Below are 18,917 nucleotides of genomic sequence, written 5' to 3'. Positions count from 1 at the left end.
ATTGCCGCTCGTTTTCTTGAGTCAGCCCTCCCATTTCCGGATAAAGACGCTCAAGTCAGGAGCCACTTCTGTGAAATAATGGCGGCCCTGCTGTACGAGGAGTAACCCTGTATGTTGAGAACCGAGCGTCCCGGCGACATGCTGCCAGTCTACGAGCTGGTGAGCGCCGCCTTTGGTCGTCCCGATGAGGCCGAACTGGTCAATCGCCTGCGCGAGTGTGGGGCCGCCGTGGTCACCATGGTCGAGGAGGAAGAGTACGAGTTCATGGGGCACCTGATGCTGAGCCCGATCACCATTGACGGCCAGGAAGGTCCCTGGCTCGGGCTGGCACCGGTGGCCGTCCATCCGGACTGGCAGGGGCAGGGTATAGGCTCGGATCTGGTGCGGGAAGGGCTGGATACGGCACTCGAGATGGACTGGAAGGCGGTGGTGGTGCTTGGCGATCCCGCTTACTACGCCCGTTTCGGCTTCCGGCCCGCCAGCGACTTCGGCCTGCACTGCATCTACGAGGTGCCTGCCGACTGTTTCATGGCGATGGAGCTGCAGCCCGGGGGGCTGGCCGGTCTGCAGGGCGAGGTGCTCTATCACCCCCTGTTCGATGAAGAGTCGGTGGAGTGACCGCCTGATCCCTCATGAAGAAGGACCCGTTCAGGGTCCTTCTTCATTTCAATCGCTCCCTCACTGGGCGAGAGATTTCAACTGCGGCTTGCCCGGCGGATTGTTCCAGTCGATGGGGCCGTGGGTGAAGCGATACTGCAACCTTGGCAGGCTGAGCTCCAGCCACTCCTCTCGGAAGTAGGCATAACCCTGGTCCCAATCGGGATCCTGGGCCCAGCCGGTTTGCAGGAAGTGGAGCCGGGTACCCTGGCCTTCGGGCACGAAGCGCAGGCTGACCTGGGTCTTCTGCTGACGGATATGGGGAAACTGGGGAGGGAAATTCCAGCTGAAGCTGAGCAAGTCATGGGGCATGACCGCCATCACCCGGCACCCTTCACTGCCGCGTTCCCCCAGCGGGGCCTCTGGCCTGAAATAGATTTCGAAAGGACCGTTGGGTTCCGCCACCATCAGGCATTCGGGCGCCAGAAAGCTGCGCAGACCGCTCTCCGTGGTCCAGGCCCGCCAGACATCGTCGATGTGGGCGGGTACCAGAATACTGCCTTCTATTTGCTTGTTATCCATAAATCAGTGAACCTCAAACCAGTCATGGACGGGACCCAGGCAGTATAGCCCCTAAGGCGATAAAATAGGCAGCCCTGCATCACACCATCACGTATTCAAGGGGGTCCAAATTGCCGATTTGACAGCGCGGCGGGATCCATCGAGAGTGGGAGGCAGTGAGCAGGCAAATCAAGGATGTCTTCATGATCAGAATGATGCGAGATGCAGATGAACCCATGCTGGCGCAACTGTTCCTCAAGGGAAGGCGACAGGCATTCCATTGGGTCGAGCCCTCCCTGTTTAGGCTGGAGGATTTTGCCGAGCAGACCCAAGGTGAGCAGATCTGGGTGGCAGAGAAGGGCGGCACTCCCTGCGGATTTGTCTCCATCTGGGGTCAAGACAGCTTCGTGCATCACCTCTATATGGTGGCCGACTGGCATGGCCAGGGAATGGGGCGAGCCTTGCTGGCCGCCGGGCTCGCCGGACACAAACCCCCGGCATCCCTCAAGGTGGCAACCCGCAATACGACGGCGCTGGCGTTCTACCATCGTCTGGGCTGGCAAAATACGGATGAAACGGGGCACTGTGACATCACGGGGCCCTGGCGCAGGCTGGTGCTGACGCCCGATGCCGCAGGGGAATAAGCCGCTGGCGGGCTGTGGCAACCGCACCGCATATTGATCTCCAGCCCTGGCAGGGCATAAAAAAGCCACTTCGCGGGAAGTGGCTCTTCAACACATCCGGGGGAGGGCAGACCTTCCCTCGCTCAACCGATGATCACAGTGCCGCCACGGCCTCTCTTACCAGGGCGGCCAGCTCTTCCCACTTGCCCTCGTCGATGAGCTTGGCTGGCACCATCCAGGTGCCGCCGCAGGCGATCACGGCATTCAGCCCCATATACTCCTTTAGATTAGCTGGCGTCACGCCGCCGGTGGGCATGAAGCGCACCGGATAGACGGCGCCCAGGGCCTTGAGCATGGCGGTGCCGCCAGACTGCTCGGCTGGGAAGAACTTGAGGTGGCGCAGCCCCATCTCCATGGCCTGCTCCACCAGGCTGGGGCTGTTGACCCCGGGGATGATGGTGACGTCCTTGTCCAGGCAGTACTGTACCGTAGTCGGGTTGAAGCCGGGGCTGACGATGAAGTCGGCGCCTGCCGCAACGGCCGCGTCCACCTGCTCGCGGTTGAGCACGGTGCCGGCCCCGATCAGCAGATCCGGGTAGGCCGCGCGCATCTGGCGGATGGCCTCGGCGGCGGCGGGGGTGCGGAAGGTCACCTCGGCGGCGGGCAGGCCATTTTCCACCAGCACCCGGGCGAGGGAGACGGCCTGGGCAGCATCTTTCAGCGCGATGACGGGGATCACCTTGAGGGCTTCGAGGCGGGCGATGAGATCAGACATGGTGCGTTTCCTTGAGTGATGGCATGTGGGAGGGGGGAATGATGGCCCCCGGATACTGGATGACGGCCGCCGCCAGGCGGTGGCCTGCCCGGGCGGCGTCGGCGACACCGGCCCCTTGCAGGCGTGCGGTGAGATAACCGGCGCTGAATGAGTCGCCCGCCGCCGTGGTGTCGATCACCTGTTCGGCGGACAACCGCAGGGTGGCGATTTCGATCCGCTGCGCTGCAGTGACCACCAGGCAAGGCTCAGAGCCGCGCTTGACGACGATCTCACCCACCCCGAAGCCCTGGCTGCGGACGAGGCAGGTTTCGACCTCCTCGTCGCCCCAGAGTGCCTGCTCGTCATCCAGGGTCAGCAGGGCGATGTCCGCCAGGCGCAGGATGGCGGTGTAGGCCTCTTTGGCTGTCTCCTTGTCTTGCCAGAGACGGGGGCGGTAGTTGTTGTCAAAGGCAATTCTGGCCCCCCGGGCGCGCGCTGCGGCGAGTCCTTCCAGCAGGCGCTGGCGCGAGGCGGGCGGCAGGATGGCCAGGCTGATGCCGCTCACGTAGACAAGATCACACTGGCCCAGGGCGGCGAGAATGGCCTCGCCCTCGGGTTGCGCCAGCCAGTAGCGGGCGGCGGCGTCGCTGCGCCAGTAGGTGAACGAGCGCTCGCCGTTGGCCGCGGTGTCGATGAGATAGAGACCGGGGGCCTTGTCAGCCAGGCGCTGCACCCAGTCGGTGTGGATTCCCTCTTGCTGCCAGGCGGCCAGCATCTGGCTGCTGAACCCGTCCTGGCCGAGGGCCGTGACATAGTGCACCGCGAGCGCCTGGCTCCCCAGGCGGGCGAGATAGAGGGCGGTGTTGAGGGTGTCGCCCCCGAAACCTTGTGCCAGCAGGCCTTGCCCGGCTCGGCGCAGCTCCACCATGCATTCGCCGATGACGGCTATCTGTCGGGTCATGGTTTCGACTCCTTGCAATCGTTACAGGGGGTTCGCCAGGGGATGACGCCACATGCGATACATGGTGTGGCAGTTGACGAACAGGAAGGTGGTCTCAATTAGGCTGCCGCCGATGGAGCCGATCAGTATGTTGTGGCTGGTCCAGAACAGGCCGCCCGCCAGCATGCACAGCCGCAGCGCCAGCCCGCGGGTCCGGAACAGGCCCCAAGTGCCGATGGTGGTGCCGATGATGGGGAGCCACTGCACCGCACTGGTGATCCCGGGGATGCCCAGCACCCACACCAGCACGAGGAAAAAGAGCATCACCCAGGGGCTGCGGGTGCGCCCCGAGGCGATGGTGCGACCACAGCTGAGGGCGGCACTGAGAGCCGCCGTGCTGGCACCCATCAGCAGGAAGTGGACCGCGATGGCCCCCTGGTAGAGGCACAGCCGCCAGCGAAAGCGGCTGTCGTCCCGTTGCAGGAAGGCGCTCACCCCGACCAGCATGGCGGCAAGGCCGATGCCTTGCGCCAGGGGCTGCTGTTCAATCAGGGTCCAGACCGGTTGCAGCCAGCCAAGCTCGAGACTCACAGGGTGACACCACTCTTGAAGATGGCCAGCTCCCGGAAGTCGTTGCGCTCGTTGCAGGTCGGCTTGCCGTTGGCGATGTCGACGATGAGGTCGATGAACTGGGCAAGCAGACTGCTCATGGGGGTGCCCTCAATCAGGGTGCCGGCATTGAAGTCGATCCAGTGCGGCTTGCGCCTGGCCAGATCGCTGTTGGTGGCGAGCTTGACCGTGGGGGCCGGGCCACCGTAAGGGGTGCCGCGCCCGGTACTGAACAGCACCATGTGGCAGCCTGCGCCAGCCAGGGCGCTGGTGGCGACGGCGTCGTTGCCCGGGGCGCTCAGCAGGTTCAGCCCGGGGCGCTGCAAGCGGGCGCCGTAGGGCAGCACGTCCACCACCTGGCTGTGCCCCGCCTTCTGGGTGCAGCCGAGGGATTTCTCCTCCAGGGTCGAGATGCCGCCCGCCTTGTTGCCGGGGGAGGGGTTCTCGTAGATGGGTTGCTGGTGGTCGATGAAGTACTGCTTGAAGTCGTTGACCATCTGCACCGTCTTGTCGAAGGTCTGCTCGTCCTGGCAGCGGGACATCAGGATTCGCTCGGCGCCAAACATTTCCGGCACCTCGGTGAGCACCGAGCTGCCCCCATGCTGGATCACATAGTCGGAGAAGCAGCCGAGCAGCGGATTGGCGGTGATCCCGGAGAGTCCGTCCGAGCCGCCGCACTCCAGCCCGAATTTGAGCTCGCCGAGCCGACCGGGTTGGCGCCTGTCTTCCTGCATCTGCGCGAGCAGCTCGCGCAGCAGCCCCAGCCCGTGCTCCACCTCGTCATCGTGCTGCTGGCACACCATGAAGCGCACTCGGGCGGCATCGACCGGGCCCAGGGTCTCCCTGAAGGCGGCGATCTGGTTGTTCTCGCAGCCGAGCCCCACCACCAGAACCCCCCCCGAGTTGGGGTGATGCACCAGGTTTTGCAGCAGGGTGCGGGTGTTGAGGTGATCCTGACCGAGTTGGGAGCAGCCGTACTGGTGGCTGAACAGGTGCACCCCGTCGATGGCGCCGAGATCGGTGTCGCGCTCGAGCTGTTGCTTCATCTGTTTGGCGAGGGCGTTGACGCAGCCCACGGTGGGCAGGATCCACAGCTCGTTGCGAATGCCGACCTGGCCGTCGTGGCGGCGGTAGACCTGGATCTCCCGGTCCGGCAGCGCGGTGCTGACGTCGATGAGCTCCGGCTGGTAGCTGTATTCGTCGAGATCGCTGAGGTTGGTGGCGAGATTGTGGTGATGGATATGCTCCCCCGCCGCGATGGCGCGGGTGGCGTGGCCGATGGACAGACCGTACTTGATGATCTGGTCCCCTTCGGAGAGGGCCACCAGCGCCAGCTTGTGGCCGCGGGGGAGGGGGTCGCTCAGGGTGAAGGAAACACCTTCGTGCGCTATCTGCTCACCGGCGGCGAGCTCTCTCAGGGTCACCAGCACATTGTCGGCGGGGTGGATGCGAATCACGGCTTGCATGGTCTCTCCTTAGCAGCAGGCGGCCAGCGCCGCGCGCAGGCCCTGCTCGCGGATCCGGGTCAGGCAGAGATCGACCCGCTCGACCAGGCCGGGCACCTCGCACAGGGACTGGCCCCAGTGGGCCTCCTGGCCGAGCACCTCTTGCACCAGGGCGCGCTGGGAGATCTCGCCGCGCTCCACCGCAGGCCAGAGGCGGGCGTAGGCGTCGAGCCAGGGTTGATCGTCCTGCAGCGGATAGGCTTGGCCGTTGCGATCACCGCGATAGAAGGCGAGCAGCGCGGCGAGGGCGAAGCTCAGACGCGGCGCCAGGGTGCCCTGCTGCTGTTGATAGGTCAGCAGCTGTGGCAGCAGGCGGGTGCGGAACTTGGTCATGCCGTTCAGGGCGATGGAGAGCAGCTGGTGCTTGATGAAGGGGTTGCGAAAGCGCCCCTGCACGTCGCGGGCGAAGGAGATCAGCTCTTCTTGAGGCAGGCTCAAGGTCGGCACTATCTCATCGCGCATGATGCGCTCGACGAACTCGCCAATTTCCTCGTCGGCCATGGCCTCGCCCACCGTATCGAGGCCGGCCAGAAAGGCGACCGGCACCAGGGCGGTGTGAGCGCCGTTGAGGATGGCGACCTTGCGCTCCTTGTAGGGCTTGATGTCGTCGACGATGAGGATGTTGAGCGCCTGCCCGGCGGGCAGCTGATCGAGGCAGAGGGCGCTCGCCAGCCACTCGGGCCCCTGGATCACCAGCAGGTAGAAGTGCTCGGCGGTGACCACGAACTGATCCTGATAGCCGAACTGCGCCTGCAGCTCGGTGTGCTCGTCCCGGGGGAAGCCGGTGACGATGCGATCCACCAGGGTGGAGCAGAAGGTGTTGTGCTCGAGCAGCCAGGTCTGGAAGGTGTCGGGCAACTGCCACTGGGCGGCGTAGCGCAGCACCAGTTCGCGCAGGGCGTCGCCGTTGTAGTCGATGAGCTCGCACGGCAGCAGCACCCAGCCCTTGTCGGCGGCGCCGTCAAAGTGACTGAAGCGCTCGAACAGCAAGCGGGTCAGCTTGGCCGGGAAGCTCGCAGGCGGGGCGTCGTCGAACTGGTCGTCGGCGTGATAGCTGATCCCGGCTTCCGTGGTGTTGGAGAAGAGGAAGCGGATATCCGGGTTGCGCGCCAGTGCCAGCACCTCGTCGAACTGGCGGTAGCAGCTCAGTTCGCGGTTGACGCTGCGGATCAGGCGCTGGGTGCTGATGGCTTTGCCGGACTCGTCCAGCCCGCGGATGACGGTGGTGTAGAGACCGTCCTGAGTGCTCAGGCTGGGGGGAAAGTCGCTGTCGATGGGGCGCACGATCACCACGCCGGCGTCGAGGCGGGTGTGATCGTTGAGCAGGTCCAGCTGCCAGTCGATGAAGGCGCGCAGGAAATTCCCCTCGCCAAACTGGATCACGCGGTCCGGATATTGGGCCCCCGGGAAGGCATCACGATTCAGGCGTTGCATCTTGTTGTGGTCCTCATGGGGCTGTGCCCCTGTGGCGGATATGGGTGATGGGCGCGGTTTGACCCATGGAATGGTCCGCTCCGGCGGCGGGGCATGCCCGCCGCCTCTTTTTTCATTTCTGGTCAGTTCAGCTCGATGGCGAAGTAGTCGCGGGCGTTGTGGAAGCAGATGTTCTCCACCATCTGGCCCAGCAGCGCGAGATCGGCCGGGGCCTCGCCGTCCGCGACCCAGCGCCCGATCATGCGGCACAGGATGCGGCGGAAGTATTCGTGACGGGTGTAGGAGAGGAAGCTGCGACTGTCGGTCAGCATACCGACGAAGCGACTGAGCAGGCCGAGCTGGGCGAGCTGGGTCATCTGGCGCTCCATGCCATCCTTCTGATCGTTGAACCACCAGCCCGAGCCGAACTGCATCTTGCCGGGGAGGTTGTCCCCCTGGAAGTTGCCGATCATGGTGCCGAGTACCTCGTTGTCCCTCGGGTTCAGGCAGTAGAGGATGGTCTTGGGCAGCGTCCCTTGCGCGTCCTGGGCGTCGAGCAGGCGGGAGAGGGCCTTGGCCACGGGAGCGTCGTGGATGGAGTCAAAGCCGGTGTCCGGCCCCAGGGTCAGCAGGCGGCGGCTGTTGTTGTTGCGCAGCGCCCCGATGTGGTACTGCTGCACCCAGCCGCGTCGGTGGTATTCGCCCGCCAGATAGAGCAGCACGGCGCTCTTGAAGGCGGCCACATCGGCGCTCTCCAGCACGGCGCCCCCCAGACGGCGAGTCAGCATGGCGTCGAGCGCCTGTTCGCTGGCCTGGCCGAAGGGCACCTCGTCCAGGGCATGGTCGGCAATCTTGCAGCCGTGGGCGGCGAAGTGATCCAGCCGCACGCCGAGGGCCCGGGTCAGATCGGCAAAGGTGCGGATCTGGATGTCGCTGACCCGGCCGAGCTCGGCCAGGTAGTCGGCAAAGCCGTCGGCGTCGATGTTGAACGCCTTGTCCGGACGCCAGCTCGGCAGCACCTTGATGTCGAAGCCGCCGTCGGCAGCGATGGCGGCGTGGTGGCGCAGATCGTCGACGGGATCATCCGTGGTGCCCACCATCTTGACGTTCATCTGTTTCATGATGCCGCGGGCCGAGAAGTCGGGCTGGGCCAGCTTGTCGTTGCACTGGTGCCAGATGGCCTGTGCGGTCTGCGGCCCCAGCAGCTGGCCCGTGATGCCAAAGGGACGCTTGAGCTCAAGATGGGTCCAGTGATAGAGGGGGTTGCCGATGGTGTGGGGCACGGTGCGGGCCCAGGCCTCGAACTTGGCGTAGTCGTCGGCATCCCCGGTGCAGAAGCGTTCATCCACCCCGTTCGAGCGCATGGCGCGCCACTTGTAGTGATCCCCCTTGAGCCAGATCTCATACAGGTTGGCGAAGCGGTGATCCTCGGCAATCAGCTGGGGCGGCAGGTGGCAGTGATAGTCGAAAATGGGCTGTCCGGCGGCGAAGCCGTGATAAAGCTGGCGCGAGAATTCGGTATCCAGCAGAAAGTCATCGGTCATGAAGGCGGTCATTCGCTTGCTCCCTACGAGAGTGCTCGGTGAAGTGGAGATAGTTGTTGGACCAATTATTCTCATTGCCAGACATCTCGTCCAGTCACCATATTGAAAAAACACCGGTTGGCTCACAAAATCGTCGAATTAAACCATTTTGAGTCTCAAAGAGGGCCTTCAATGGTGCCTAACAGGGTGAGAAAGAGCGGGAAAGAGGATGAAGAGGCTGGATGAGAGGTTTGTATGACACCTTTTTACTCTTGTGGATGGGGAAAATGTGACCTGCGTTGGGTTTATCACAGCCCATTTGTGGGGGTATGCCGTTTTTGTGATGGTTCTCAATATTCATAGATGTTCTACCAATTACAGTGTGCATCACAAAGATGTAGGACATTAAGACTGACTCCTCAGGGAAGAGGTCTAGCAGATAAACGCACACACTTGAGGTCCCGCTCCAATGAAAATGAAAACCATCGCCGCCGCCATCCTGATGGCCGCCCCCCTGGCCCTGACAGCCTTCTCTTCCCATGCCATGGAGAGAGTGACGCTGAAGCTGGCCCATAACCTGGACACCAACCATGTGGTACACCAGGCGCTGGCCCAGATGGCCAAGGAGATCAGCACCGCCTCCGACGGCAAGATGAAGCTGCGCATCTACCCGGGTGGTCAGATGGGCGGTCCCCGTGAAACCCTGGAGTTGCTGCAAAACGGTGCCCTGGACATGACCAAGGCCAGTGCCAGCGAGATGGAACCCTTCTCGCCCGCCTTCTCCATCTTCAGCCTGCCTTACCTGTTCAAGGATCAGGCTCACTTCAACAAGGTCATTTACGGCCCCGTGGGCGAATCCATGATGGCCCAGACCCGCGACAAGGGCTTCGTCTCCATCGCAGCCTACGTGGCGGGGACCCGCAGCTTCTACGCCAACAAGCCTATTCACACCCCGGCCGACATGAAGGGGATGAAGATCCGGGTGGTCGCGACCCCCACCACCATCAAGCTGATCGAACTGTTGGGTGCGGCCCCGGCCCCGATCCCCTTCGGCGAGGTCTACACCGCACTGCAGCAAGGGGTCATCGACGGCGCCGAGAACAACGAGCCCTCCTACGTGCAGACTCGTCACGTCGAGGTGGCCAAGTTCTACGCCGAAGATCAGCACACTTCTGTGCCCGACTTCCTGGTGATCTCGAGCAAGGTGCTGGACAAGCTTTCCGACGAGCAGAAGGCCATCCTCACCACTGCCGCCAAGCACTCGGAAACCTACGAACAGGAGCTGTGGGACAAGGAGGTCGCGGCATCTCGCAAGCAGGCAACTGACGCGGGGGCCACCTTCATCCAGGTCGACAAGGAGGCTTTCCGCACTGCGCTGGCCTCCCTGTATGACGATTTCCGCAAGGATCCGGTACGCGGTGAGTGGCTCACCAAGATCGAGAATGAAGCCGGTCAGTAATCATGAGGGGAGGGCGACGAGATCGCCCTCCCGGGAGAACCGCAATGCGTCTTGAAAAGTTCAAGCAACCCATCGACAGGTTGCTCGCCGGGTTTACCGTCGCCGTGATGGCCATGCTGGTGGTCTGCGTGGTCTGGCAGGTGTTCAGCCGCTACGTGCTGGCACAGCCGAGCACCATGACCGACGAGATAGCCCGCTTCAGCATGATCTGGGTGGGATTACTGGGGGCGGCCTACGCCACCGGCAAGCGTCGCCACCTCAGCATCGACCTGTTCGTTTCCGACCTCAAGGGAGGGCGCAAGCTCGCCAACCAGCTGTTCGTGGATCTCTGCGTGCTGCTGTTTTCCAGCGGCGCCATGATGTGGGGCGGCCTGACCCTGGTGACCAAGGTCTACAGCACCGGCCAGGTCTCCCCGGCCATGCAACTGCCGATGGCCTATGTCTACGCTGTGCTGCCCCTGAGCGGCCTCATCATCAGTTATTACTGTGTGCTCTTCATGCTGGAGACCCTGTTCGACAGTCTGGCGCCCACCCCCGATCTTGCCCCCTCAGAGGAGAACATCTGATGGATTGGACCATAGCCCTGGTCATGTTCGGCTCCTTCTTCGTGTTGGTGTTCGCGGGCGTGCCCATCTCTTTCTCCATCGGTCTGGCGACCCTGGCCTCCGGCATGATGATGCTACCGATGGAAACCATTCTTGCGGTGGTCGGCCAGAAGATGGCCACCGGCCTCGACAGCTTCTCCCTGCTGGCGATCCCCTTCTTCATCCTGGCGGGGACCCTGATGAACTGCGGCGGCATCGCCCAGCGGCTTATCAACTTCTCTCAGGTGCTGGTGGGTCGCATGCCGGGCTCGCTCGGCCACGTCAACGTCATGGCCAACATGCTGTTCGGCTCCATCTCGGGGTCGGCGGTGGCAGCCGCGGCCGCGGTGGGTGGCACCATGGCCCCCATGCAGAAGAAGTCCGGCTATGATCCGGCTTATTCGGCGGCCATCAACGTGACCTCCTGCATCACGGGTCTGCTGATCCCGCCCTCCAACGTGCTCATCATCTACGCCCTGACCGCCGGCGGCATCTCGGTGGCCACCCTGTTCATGGCCGGTTACGTCCCCGGCATCCTGATGGGGCTCAGCATCATGGCCGTGGGAGCCATCATCGCCAAGCGCCGTGGCTACCCGGTTGCGGAGCGGCCCTCCTTTGCCATGGTGATGCGCGCCTTCTGGGATGCCATCCCCAGCCTGCTGCTGGTGGTGGTGGTCATGGGCGGGATCCTGGGGGGCATCTTCACCGCCACCGAAGCCTCCGCCATCGCCGTGGTCTACACCTTCGTGCTCTCGGTGCTCATCTACCGCGAAGTGAAGTTCAAGGATCTGCCGGCCATCATGCTGGACTCGGTCATCACCACCGCCATCGTGCTGCTGCTGATCGGCATCTCGGTGGGCATGTCCTGGGCCATGACCAATGCCGACATCCCCTACACCATCAGCGACGCCTTGATGAATGTCTCCGATAACCCCCTGGTCATCCTGCTCATCATCAACGTGATCCTGCTCATCGTGGGCGTCTTCATGGACATGACTCCGGCGGTGCTGATCTTCACCCCGATCTTCCTGCCCATCGTCACCGAGCTCGGCATGGATCCGGTCCACTTCGGCATCATGATGATCTTCAACCTCTGTATCGGGCTCTGTACACCGCCGGTGGGCAGTGCGCTTTTTGTGGGGTGCTCGGTCTCGGGGGTCAAGCTGCAGGCCCTGATCCGGCCCATGCTGCCCTTCTTCTTCGTCTTGCTGCTGAGCCTGATGGCGGTGACCTACATACCGTCACTCAGCCTCTTCCTGCCGGGGCTGTTTGGCATGCACTGAGTCATGAGAGAGCAAGTGAGCCCAGGGCTCACTTGTTCATTTTCATGTAAATTGGTATAACAAGTTACCGTATCCGGGGGACAGTCCCGGCACTTGAATAGTATGAGGCTGGGGTGTGAGTGAGATGAATATGGACTTGGTTGAATCAAAGCGTCTCTATCAGAAAGTCGCCGCCGAGCTGAAACAACGCATTGCCAGCCAGCGTTATCAAGTTGGCGAGCGTCTGCCGGCCGAGCGGCTGATTGCCGAGGAGATGGATGTGAGTCGTACCGTGGTGCGCGAGGCCATCATCATGCTGGAAGTGGAAGGGCTGGTGGCGGTGCAGAAAGGGTCCGGGATCCACGTGATCGCCCGGGAGAGCCAGTATGCCGAAGCGACTCCCACCCTGGATGATGCCCTGTTGACGGCGGGCCCCTTCGAGCTGCTGCAAGCCAGGCAACTGCTGGAGAGCAACATCGCCGAGTTTGCCGCGACCCAGGTGACCAAGCAGGACATCATGGAGCTGCTGAAGATCCAGGCCCTGGCCCGCAAGGAGGATCGCGCCCGCGATTCGGAGTGGGACAAGCAGTTCCATATCCAGGTGGCCAAGGCGACCCAGAACTCCGTGCTGGTGATCCTGACCGAGCAGCTCTGGCTGCATCGCGAGCGCAACCCCTACTGGCGCAAGCTCCACGAGCATATCGACGACAAGGCTATCTCCAGCTGGTGCGACGATCACGACCAGATCCTCAAGGCCCTGATGCGCAAGGATCCGCAGGCGGCCAAGCTGGCCATGTGGCAGCACCTGGAGAACACCAAGCAGATGCTCTTCCAGGCCACCATCTTCGATGACGAAATGGAGGATGACCGCTACCTCTTCTCCGAAAATCCCGTCGTGCATCTGACCCAGCATTCCACTGCCAACGGCTAGTGGAAGGCTCTCGGGGGCGAATCCTCGAGGTTGCTTTCAACCCCATAGAGGCGCTGGGCTGATGGCGTAGCCCACAGCTCCCGGGCAAATTGCTGCTCCACTCGCCGGTTTTTGCTGGCCACACCACCTGGAGCTGGCTCATGTCAAATGCAGTCACGACCCGCGGAGCCTTTGGCCCCTGGTCTGGAGATACACTGCGCTCGCGGGGCGGATACATCCTCTGACAGTGAGAAAAAGGATACAAAAAGGGCCACTTCTTGCGAAGTGGCCCTTTCCAAACGTTTAGTGCTGGGGGAGTCTGAATCAATAATGCATGCTGTTGATTTTAAATGATTTAGCTGTGTATGTCAGGGCGGTGATGTTGCTATTGGTGTTACTGGTGAATAAGCCACCCCACATTTTTGCCATTGAGGCGTACCGGTCTACCCCGCGGAAAAGCCAGTCAGGCTGCCGGCTAATTCGAGTGCTCGCGACGCACTTCTCGGGATGCGGGTTCAAATCCCTATGACACGGATCCCACGATAATTACTCGCGGTGTTGCTCTTCCCGCCGATGTATTTCGTTTTTCACTGGGCTGCGCAACTGCGCACTCTCCAAGCCTCCACCTACTCCTCCAGCCCTTACCAAACCTGGCTCCTCCAATATTTCATCACCATTGTTTTTCGATTTTGCACAGCGGCTTGTGCGCAGAGAAGTGCGCAATTTGCGCAGTTTGTAGTGCGCAGTTATAAAAGGACTGCGCTGACGGTAAGAGGGGCAGGCTGCCGGCCCAGGAGGGATGGTTCATCCGGTAGTTGTGGCAATTGCCTCACTTGCCGTAGCAGAAACGCTCCATGACTCCTTTGGCTTGCTGCCTGCATAGGCGCGGAGTTTGCGGCCGGTTGTGGCCAGGGGATCAGAGGATTCTGTCGAGTTAGGTGCAGAGTTACCGCTATAGGAGCGGTGGAGCTTGGCTGTATTAGGGAAATCACGCCGCTGCCGATTCAGAGGGCCACCTGGTGAGCACAGCTAATGGCCAGGGAATGGTGCCGCATGAACAGGGCCCACCAGGTGACGGCAGGGAGCATAGCCGAATTTGGCTGAAGTATGCCTCCCAAATTGTGCTGGCCGATGAACTTCAGCCGTATCTGACCCTCTGGGCTCATTACATAAGGGGCTGGGTCCTATGGGGCAGTTACTCCAACCGGCTCTTGATCCACCGAGTAACCACCGTAGGGTCGGCCAACAGCTCAGCCAGTGGCACATGGCGCACGCAATACTCAACCTCTTGGTGCTGGGCTGCGGTAGTCCACTGTTCTGTTGGCTCAGGCCAAGGAATGTCGCTCCACAGCTCATCGAAATGAAGCTCACTATCCTGAGTACAGCGGAACAGGTTCACCTCCACTACCGCCTTCCCCATTTTCAGCTCTAAGGGATCTGGCATGCCTTTGCTATTCCCTCTCTGAGATGAGCCCTTCTTGAAGGCGTCATCGACATAGAGCCGCAGCGCCAAAGTCATATCGCCAGCACGGGCCTTGTCACCATCCCAAGTGCGGTAACCATGAGTGGAGGCAAACAGCGGGATATAGTCCCATACCCAGGAACTGGAAGGTCTGGAGCTTCCAGAACAAGGGCGGCCATTCTCACTGGGTTTCCAATACCAGAATGTGGCATCAATAGACTCTTGGGCAATCTGATCAAACAGCGGCAAGATCCGCTGGTAGAAACCGGCCGCCAGGCGGTGGGCTTGCCCCAGCTGTTCGACCAATCGTTCTGCCTGAGCTAATTCATGAGTCATCCGAAAATCCTTAATCGGTCAATCTGACCTGTGATAGTGAAAGCAACTTATTGAATACTGGTGGCCAGCAGGTGGTAATCCAAAGTCAAATCGTTGGCGAAGCTCATCAGGGGAGCCCAGTTATCCTGAGCTGGCATCTTGACGTTCAATGACAACTGCTGACAGGCGACGGCCAGGTCCAATGAGGGCGCACTGGCATAATCCAATAGGGGTTGCCAACTTGGAGCAGATGGCAACATGCCAAATAGGCTGAAAGCCTCCATCCAGTCCTGACAGATCGCTTCGTCTTGCCGGCAACTGGTAAACATAGGGTTGTTCTGCAGTAAGCGACGAAGATCGCTCCACTCCAGTTGGGTCATGGGTGCAAAACGCTTGGGGTGTTCATCTGTAGGCAAAGGGGCTGGCAGGGTATTACCGAGAGCGACGAAATGAATCCGCTCATATTCCTGATACTCAGTTTCGACACTAAGCGCCGTCATCTGTGCTCGCCACTGGTCTTGGTACTGGCCATCGCCGAAGGGTGGCTTGACCTCAATCATCACCAGCTCATTCTCAAAACGCAGGATCACATCGGGCTCGACATACCCACGCTCTTCCCACTCAGTGAGGCGAGACCAGAGTTCAATTTCAATGAAAGTAGGTGCTAGCCGCTTTGCCTGCTCAAATCCAATCAGGCAACCCAGCACTGTTTCGAAAGCACCATTTGATAAGTAGGGGAGTCGCCCAAAGAAGGTGGCTGTCAGCAAGTCCTCGTTACGCTTGAACAGCTCACGCCAACGGAGAGACTGGCCACCTTGTTCAACTCTCCCGGCCTTGCCATGCAAAATGGCATGCAGCATCTCAACTCCTTGTCGTATCGATATTTCAGGCAGGCTATCTCCACGGAGAAAAGCCTTCAAGATCCTGCTTGAATACCCACACGACTACCAGCTGATCCGTCACAAAATGGGGCAAAATGTTTGACTGGATTTGGAACTTCGCTCTATGGTTGCCCACAACATGACCCCGGCCGCTTGGTTGCTTGCAACTTACGCCGGGGTTGTTGTTTGGTGGCGATCGCGTTGAGAGGCTAAGATAATTCGGTGCCCTGCCAGTGGTCAGGCTAGGGCACCTTCCACCAGCGTCTCGGCCAGGGCAAGCTGGGTCTGCTGGTTGATTTGCAGGCGGAATTTTAGTTGATCGCAGAGGGTCATTAGCTCATTTACTTTCTGCAGTATGAGAACCTGCTCATTATATGGAGGAATCGATACAAGCATGCTTTTCATCAGTGTCCCATTTACATTTGCTTGCCCACATTGCTGCTTGATATGAGGTTCAATCTGAGTTTTTCTAAATAAAGGGCTATTCATACATAATGTCAGATATTCTGGTCTGACATTATTAATGCTACAACGAATACGGATAAGATATGATGCAAATGTATATGTATCATCATTCCCATTAAACATACCTGTTTTACCAACAAGCTCTGCACTATTAGTTCGGTTGTATAAAACATCGCCTTGCTTCAGGTATAAGTTGGGTAGATCATCAATCTTTGATGAGACGACCTGATGACAGCCCAAAACAACCTTCCCTTCTTGAATATCCCCCATTTTTAGAACAGGTATACCATCTGATAGTTCGCTGACCGTTTTCTCTGAACTTCCATACTCACAAAATAGAGAGGACTCACATATTCTTGACCATACCCATCCCAGCGGTAGTTCAAACGGCTTTTCGTCTTCACTAATCGCAGGTAGCGGTTTCTCTTTTTTGATTTTCTTCTCTTTGACCAGCTGTGTCTTTTCGGTAGCGATGCGTTCCAGCAGGACGGAGGCGGGTTCATCGCTCGGGTCTTGCGGCACCAGCTTGCCCATCACAGCCAGTTGCAGGACTGTCTGCTTGAGGGCGTCTATACTCGCCTCGGTGGTGAAGAGGGTGTCAAAGTGGGTGTTTAGCCGTGCCCAGTTTTGCGCTAGCTCATCGGCATCGCTGGAATCGTTCAGGGTCGCCAGCAGGGTCTCCACCAGCGTCTGATGGGCCGCCAGCTGCGATTCGCTGCGCTGCTCAAGTTGGTCGCAAAGGGCCATTAACTCATCCACTTTGGCGACAATGCGGTGTTGTTCTTCTGTTGGAGGAAGTGGAATTACTCCATTAAAAAACTGCTTATCATTAATCGCCGGATAGGCGATTCCTGTTTGAACACTTTCAACATAACTTACAAAACATGGTGAGCGCAGATACCTATATACATAGCGACTTAAAACACCATCAAATGGGTGAATAATTGCAAATGCAGTGCTCGCAATTGGCTCTGGAGAAAATTTTTCATCAATAACTGCTATATTCAGAAGGTAGGGTCTAATAGTAGAGTAAATAACTGTCCCTAGCTTTACTATTTTTCTTGCTCTAGATGGTGCGTCACAGGCTGCGACAATGGTTGCTGAGTCAATAACACCAATATCTTTGTTAATTGCACCAACGTCGATGTACGTAAAAGAAGAATCTGGAACCTTCTGGCCATGATCATGACCGATTCCCTCCAGCTTGACCCACTCCCACCCCTCCGGTAATTCAAACGGCTTCTCTTCCTCGCTAATTTCCGGCAAAGCTTTGGGCATTTTAATTTTTCCCTCTTTCACCAGCCGCGCTTTTTCGATGGCAATGCGCTCAAGCAGCGCGGAGGCGGGTTCATCGCTGGGGTCTTGTGGCACCAGTTTGCCGCGTACCGCCAGCTCCAGAATCAGCTCGCGCAACTTTTTAATACCGGTGAGCACCAGCTTGCTGTTGCTGCCGCGCCCCGCACTGCTTTTAGGGCGCACCGCTGCAGTCCAGAGATCCAGGTGGTCGGTAATCAGGTTCTCGATCGTCATTACGCCTGCTCCCTCTGCTTGGCTTCGCCCTTGCCGAGAGCTTCCCCAAGAATGGCTTTCAGCTGATCGCGCAGGGCCTGAATATCAGCCTGCTCTGCTGCATAGCGCGCCAGTAGCTCGTCCGGGTCGTGACTTATCTGCTCGCCCACATGAGGGTTCTTGATATCGAGGTTGAAGTTGCGCTCGATGATGGTATCGATGCCCACCTTCCAGGCTTGTTCGGTCTCAACCCGGGCGGCAAAGCCATCTGCCTCGTCACCCCACCAAGCGATCTCGGTCTCGAACTCCTCAAACCTCATTGGCTTGGTTTTGCTGTAGCTTTTGGCCCCGGCCGGGTAGGGATGCTCATAGAACCAGATATCTTTGGTTGGCAGGCCTTTGGTGAAGAAGAGGATATTGGTCTTGATACCGGTATAGGGGGCAAAGACGCCGTTGGGCAGCCGCACTATGGTGTGCAGGTTGCACTCGCTGGTGAGCAGTTGCTTGATCTTGGTCTTGACCCCTTCGCCAAACAGGGTCCCATCGGGCAGCACCACGGCGGCGCGGCCGCCTTTTTTCAGCACCTCGATGATGAGCTGCAGGAACAGGTCGGCAGTCTCACGGGTGCGCATATCTGCAGGGAAGTTCTGCTCGATGCCGTCCTCTTCGGTGCCACCGAATGGTGGGTTACTCAGGATGACATCGACATCGCTGTCCCAACTGGAGAGCGGTTGATTGAGGGTGTTACCGTGGCGAACCTGAACCGGTACCTCAATGCCATGAAGCAGCATATTGGTGGTGCAAAGCAGGTGCGGCAGTTGCTTCTTCTCAACCCCCAGGATCTGTTGCTGCAGAGTTTGGTGGTCGCCGACTGACTGGACGTAACGCTCTTTCACATGGTCAAACGCACAAGCCAGGAAACCACCGGTACCGCAAGCCGGGTCCATGATCCTCTCCCCCAGTTTGGGGTCGATACGGTTGACCATAAAGCGGGTCACTGCGCGCGGGGTGTAAAACTCACCGGCGTTACCTGCGCTCTGAAGGTCACGCAGGATTTGCTCGTAGATATCACCAAACAGGTGGCGCTCGCTGCTGTCGGTAAAGTCGATTTCGTTGAGCTTGTTGATCACCTGGCGCAGCAGAGTGCCGTTTTTCATGTAGTTGAAGGCATCGGAGAACGCCTCTTTCACCACAAAGCCACGGGGATTGAGTTTGATGCTGACAGGCAGGTTTTTCAGGCTATCAAACAGATCGTCGTTGATGAAGTCGAGCAGTTCATCACCAGTGATCCCTTCACCATCGGCTGCCCAGTTGCGCCATAAGAAGCGCTCGGGAATGGGGTGGCGATAATCACTGCCCTGTTCAAATTCCAACTCCTCTTCTTGGGCATCGAAGATTTTAAGAAACAGCAGCCAGGAGAGCTGGCCTAGGCGCTGGGCATCGCCGTCGATACCGGCGTCCTTGCGCATGATGTCCTGGATAGATTTGATGACAGAACTGATGGATGACATGGTTTTCTCTTTCTTGCGAAGACGTCAGAAACAT

Annotated in this window: 17 protein-coding genes; 6 read left to right on the top strand and 11 right to left on the bottom strand. The window is 59.6% G+C overall.

Annotation, left to right across the window (positions count from 1 at the left end):
* The first annotated feature begins 111 nt into the window (after positions 1–111).
* Positions 112–618, top strand: a complete 507-nt coding sequence (locus KI797_RS14300; RefSeq protein WP_005325838.1) for a GNAT family N-acetyltransferase — start codon at positions 112–114, stop codon at positions 616–618.
* Between the two features lie 60 nt (positions 619–678).
* On the opposite strand, the gene KI797_RS14295 is transcribed toward KI797_RS14300, so the two are convergent.
* Positions 679–1,179, bottom strand: coding sequence for an SRPBCC family protein (locus KI797_RS14295; protein ID WP_005325836.1), 501 nt, complete (start codon positions 1,177–1,179; stop codon positions 679–681).
* Between the two features lie 182 nt (positions 1,180–1,361).
* Here KI797_RS14295 and KI797_RS14290 point away from each other — a divergent pair, with 182 nt between their 5' ends.
* Positions 1,362–1,802 (top strand): GNAT family N-acetyltransferase, encoded by a 441-nt coding sequence (locus KI797_RS14290; RefSeq protein WP_226169810.1) that lies wholly within the window; start codon positions 1,362–1,364, stop codon positions 1,800–1,802.
* Positions 1,803–1,935: 133 nt separating this feature from the next.
* On the opposite strand, the gene KI797_RS14285 is transcribed toward KI797_RS14290, so the two are convergent.
* From KI797_RS14285 to uxaC, 6 genes are all read right to left on the bottom strand, one after another.
* The gene (locus KI797_RS14285) at positions 1,936–2,556 is read right to left on the bottom strand and encodes a bifunctional 4-hydroxy-2-oxoglutarate aldolase/2-dehydro-3-deoxy-phosphogluconate aldolase (RefSeq protein WP_226169809.1); all 621 of its coding nucleotides are present in this window, start codon (positions 2,554–2,556) and stop codon (positions 1,936–1,938) included.
* A complete protein-coding gene (kdgK, locus tag KI797_RS14280) occupies positions 2,549–3,496 on the bottom strand; it encodes a 2-dehydro-3-deoxygluconokinase (RefSeq protein WP_226169808.1) in 948 nt (315 codons plus the stop codon). The genes KI797_RS14285 and kdgK overlap by 8 nt, the downstream gene beginning before the upstream one ends.
* A gap of 21 nt (positions 3,497–3,517) precedes the next feature.
* Entirely contained in the window at positions 3,518–4,066 is a 549-nt protein-coding gene (locus KI797_RS14275) for a YgjV family protein (protein WP_226169807.1), read from the bottom strand.
* Complete coding sequence (locus KI797_RS14270; protein WP_226169806.1) at positions 4,063–5,550, bottom strand: UxaA family hydrolase; 1,488 nt, start codon at positions 5,548–5,550, stop codon at positions 4,063–4,065. Before KI797_RS14270 ends, KI797_RS14275 begins: the two co-directional genes overlap by 4 nt.
* 9 nt (positions 5,551–5,559) lie before the next feature.
* Positions 5,560–7,023, bottom strand: a complete 1,464-nt coding sequence (locus KI797_RS14265; RefSeq protein ID WP_226169805.1) for a tagaturonate reductase — start codon at positions 7,021–7,023, stop codon at positions 5,560–5,562.
* Positions 7,024–7,145: 122 nt separating this feature from the next.
* Positions 7,146–8,558 carry a glucuronate isomerase gene (gene uxaC / locus KI797_RS14260; protein ID WP_226169803.1) on the bottom strand — a complete coding sequence of 471 codons (1,413 nt, stop codon included), beginning with the start codon at positions 8,556–8,558 and terminating at the stop codon, positions 7,146–7,148.
* Between the two features lie 436 nt (positions 8,559–8,994).
* Here uxaC and KI797_RS14255 point away from each other — a divergent pair, with 436 nt between their 5' ends.
* The 4 genes from KI797_RS14255 to exuR all read left to right on the top strand — a co-directional run bounded on the left by KI797_RS14255 (position 8,995) and on the right by exuR (position 12,761).
* Positions 8,995–9,984: a TRAP transporter substrate-binding protein gene (locus KI797_RS14255; RefSeq protein ID WP_226169801.1), complete on the top strand. Its 990-nt coding sequence runs from the start codon at positions 8,995–8,997 to the stop codon at positions 9,982–9,984.
* A gap of 44 nt (positions 9,985–10,028) precedes the next feature.
* The gene (locus KI797_RS14250) at positions 10,029–10,550 is read left to right on the top strand and encodes a TRAP transporter small permease (protein WP_226169799.1); all 522 of its coding nucleotides are present in this window, start codon (positions 10,029–10,031) and stop codon (positions 10,548–10,550) included.
* On the top strand, positions 10,550–11,851 hold the full coding sequence (locus KI797_RS14245) for a TRAP transporter large permease (RefSeq protein ID WP_043154537.1): 1,302 nt from the start codon (positions 10,550–10,552) through the stop codon (positions 11,849–11,851). The genes KI797_RS14250 and KI797_RS14245 overlap by 1 nt, the downstream gene beginning before the upstream one ends.
* 124 nt (positions 11,852–11,975) lie before the next feature.
* On the top strand, positions 11,976–12,761 hold the full coding sequence (gene exuR, locus KI797_RS14240) for a transcriptional regulator ExuR (protein WP_214004480.1): 786 nt from the start codon (positions 11,976–11,978) through the stop codon (positions 12,759–12,761).
* 1,174 nt (positions 12,762–13,935) lie between these two features.
* On the opposite strand, the gene KI797_RS14235 is transcribed toward exuR, so the two are convergent.
* The 4 genes from KI797_RS14235 to KI797_RS14220 form a co-directional block, all read right to left on the bottom strand.
* Entirely contained in the window at positions 13,936–14,538 is a 603-nt protein-coding gene (locus KI797_RS14235; protein ID WP_226169797.1) for a hypothetical protein, read from the bottom strand.
* Positions 14,539–14,585: 47 nt separating this feature from the next.
* A complete protein-coding gene (locus KI797_RS14230) occupies positions 14,586–15,377 on the bottom strand; it encodes a hypothetical protein (RefSeq protein WP_226169795.1) in 792 nt (263 codons plus the stop codon).
* A gap of 258 nt (positions 15,378–15,635) precedes the next feature.
* Entirely contained in the window at positions 15,636–17,393 is a 1,758-nt protein-coding gene (locus KI797_RS14225) for a restriction endonuclease subunit S (protein ID WP_226169793.1), read from the bottom strand.
* The gene (locus KI797_RS14220) at positions 17,393–18,883 is read right to left on the bottom strand and encodes an N-6 DNA methylase (RefSeq protein ID WP_226169791.1); all 1,491 of its coding nucleotides are present in this window, start codon (positions 18,881–18,883) and stop codon (positions 17,393–17,395) included. The genes KI797_RS14225 and KI797_RS14220 overlap by 1 nt, the downstream gene beginning before the upstream one ends.
* Positions 18,884–18,917: the final 34 nt, after the last annotated feature.

It is taken from the genome of Aeromonas media, from assembly GCF_020423125.1.
GTDB lineage: Bacteria > Pseudomonadota > Gammaproteobacteria > Enterobacterales > Aeromonadaceae > Aeromonas > Aeromonas media.
This window is presented reverse-complemented; position numbering and strand designations above follow the sequence as displayed.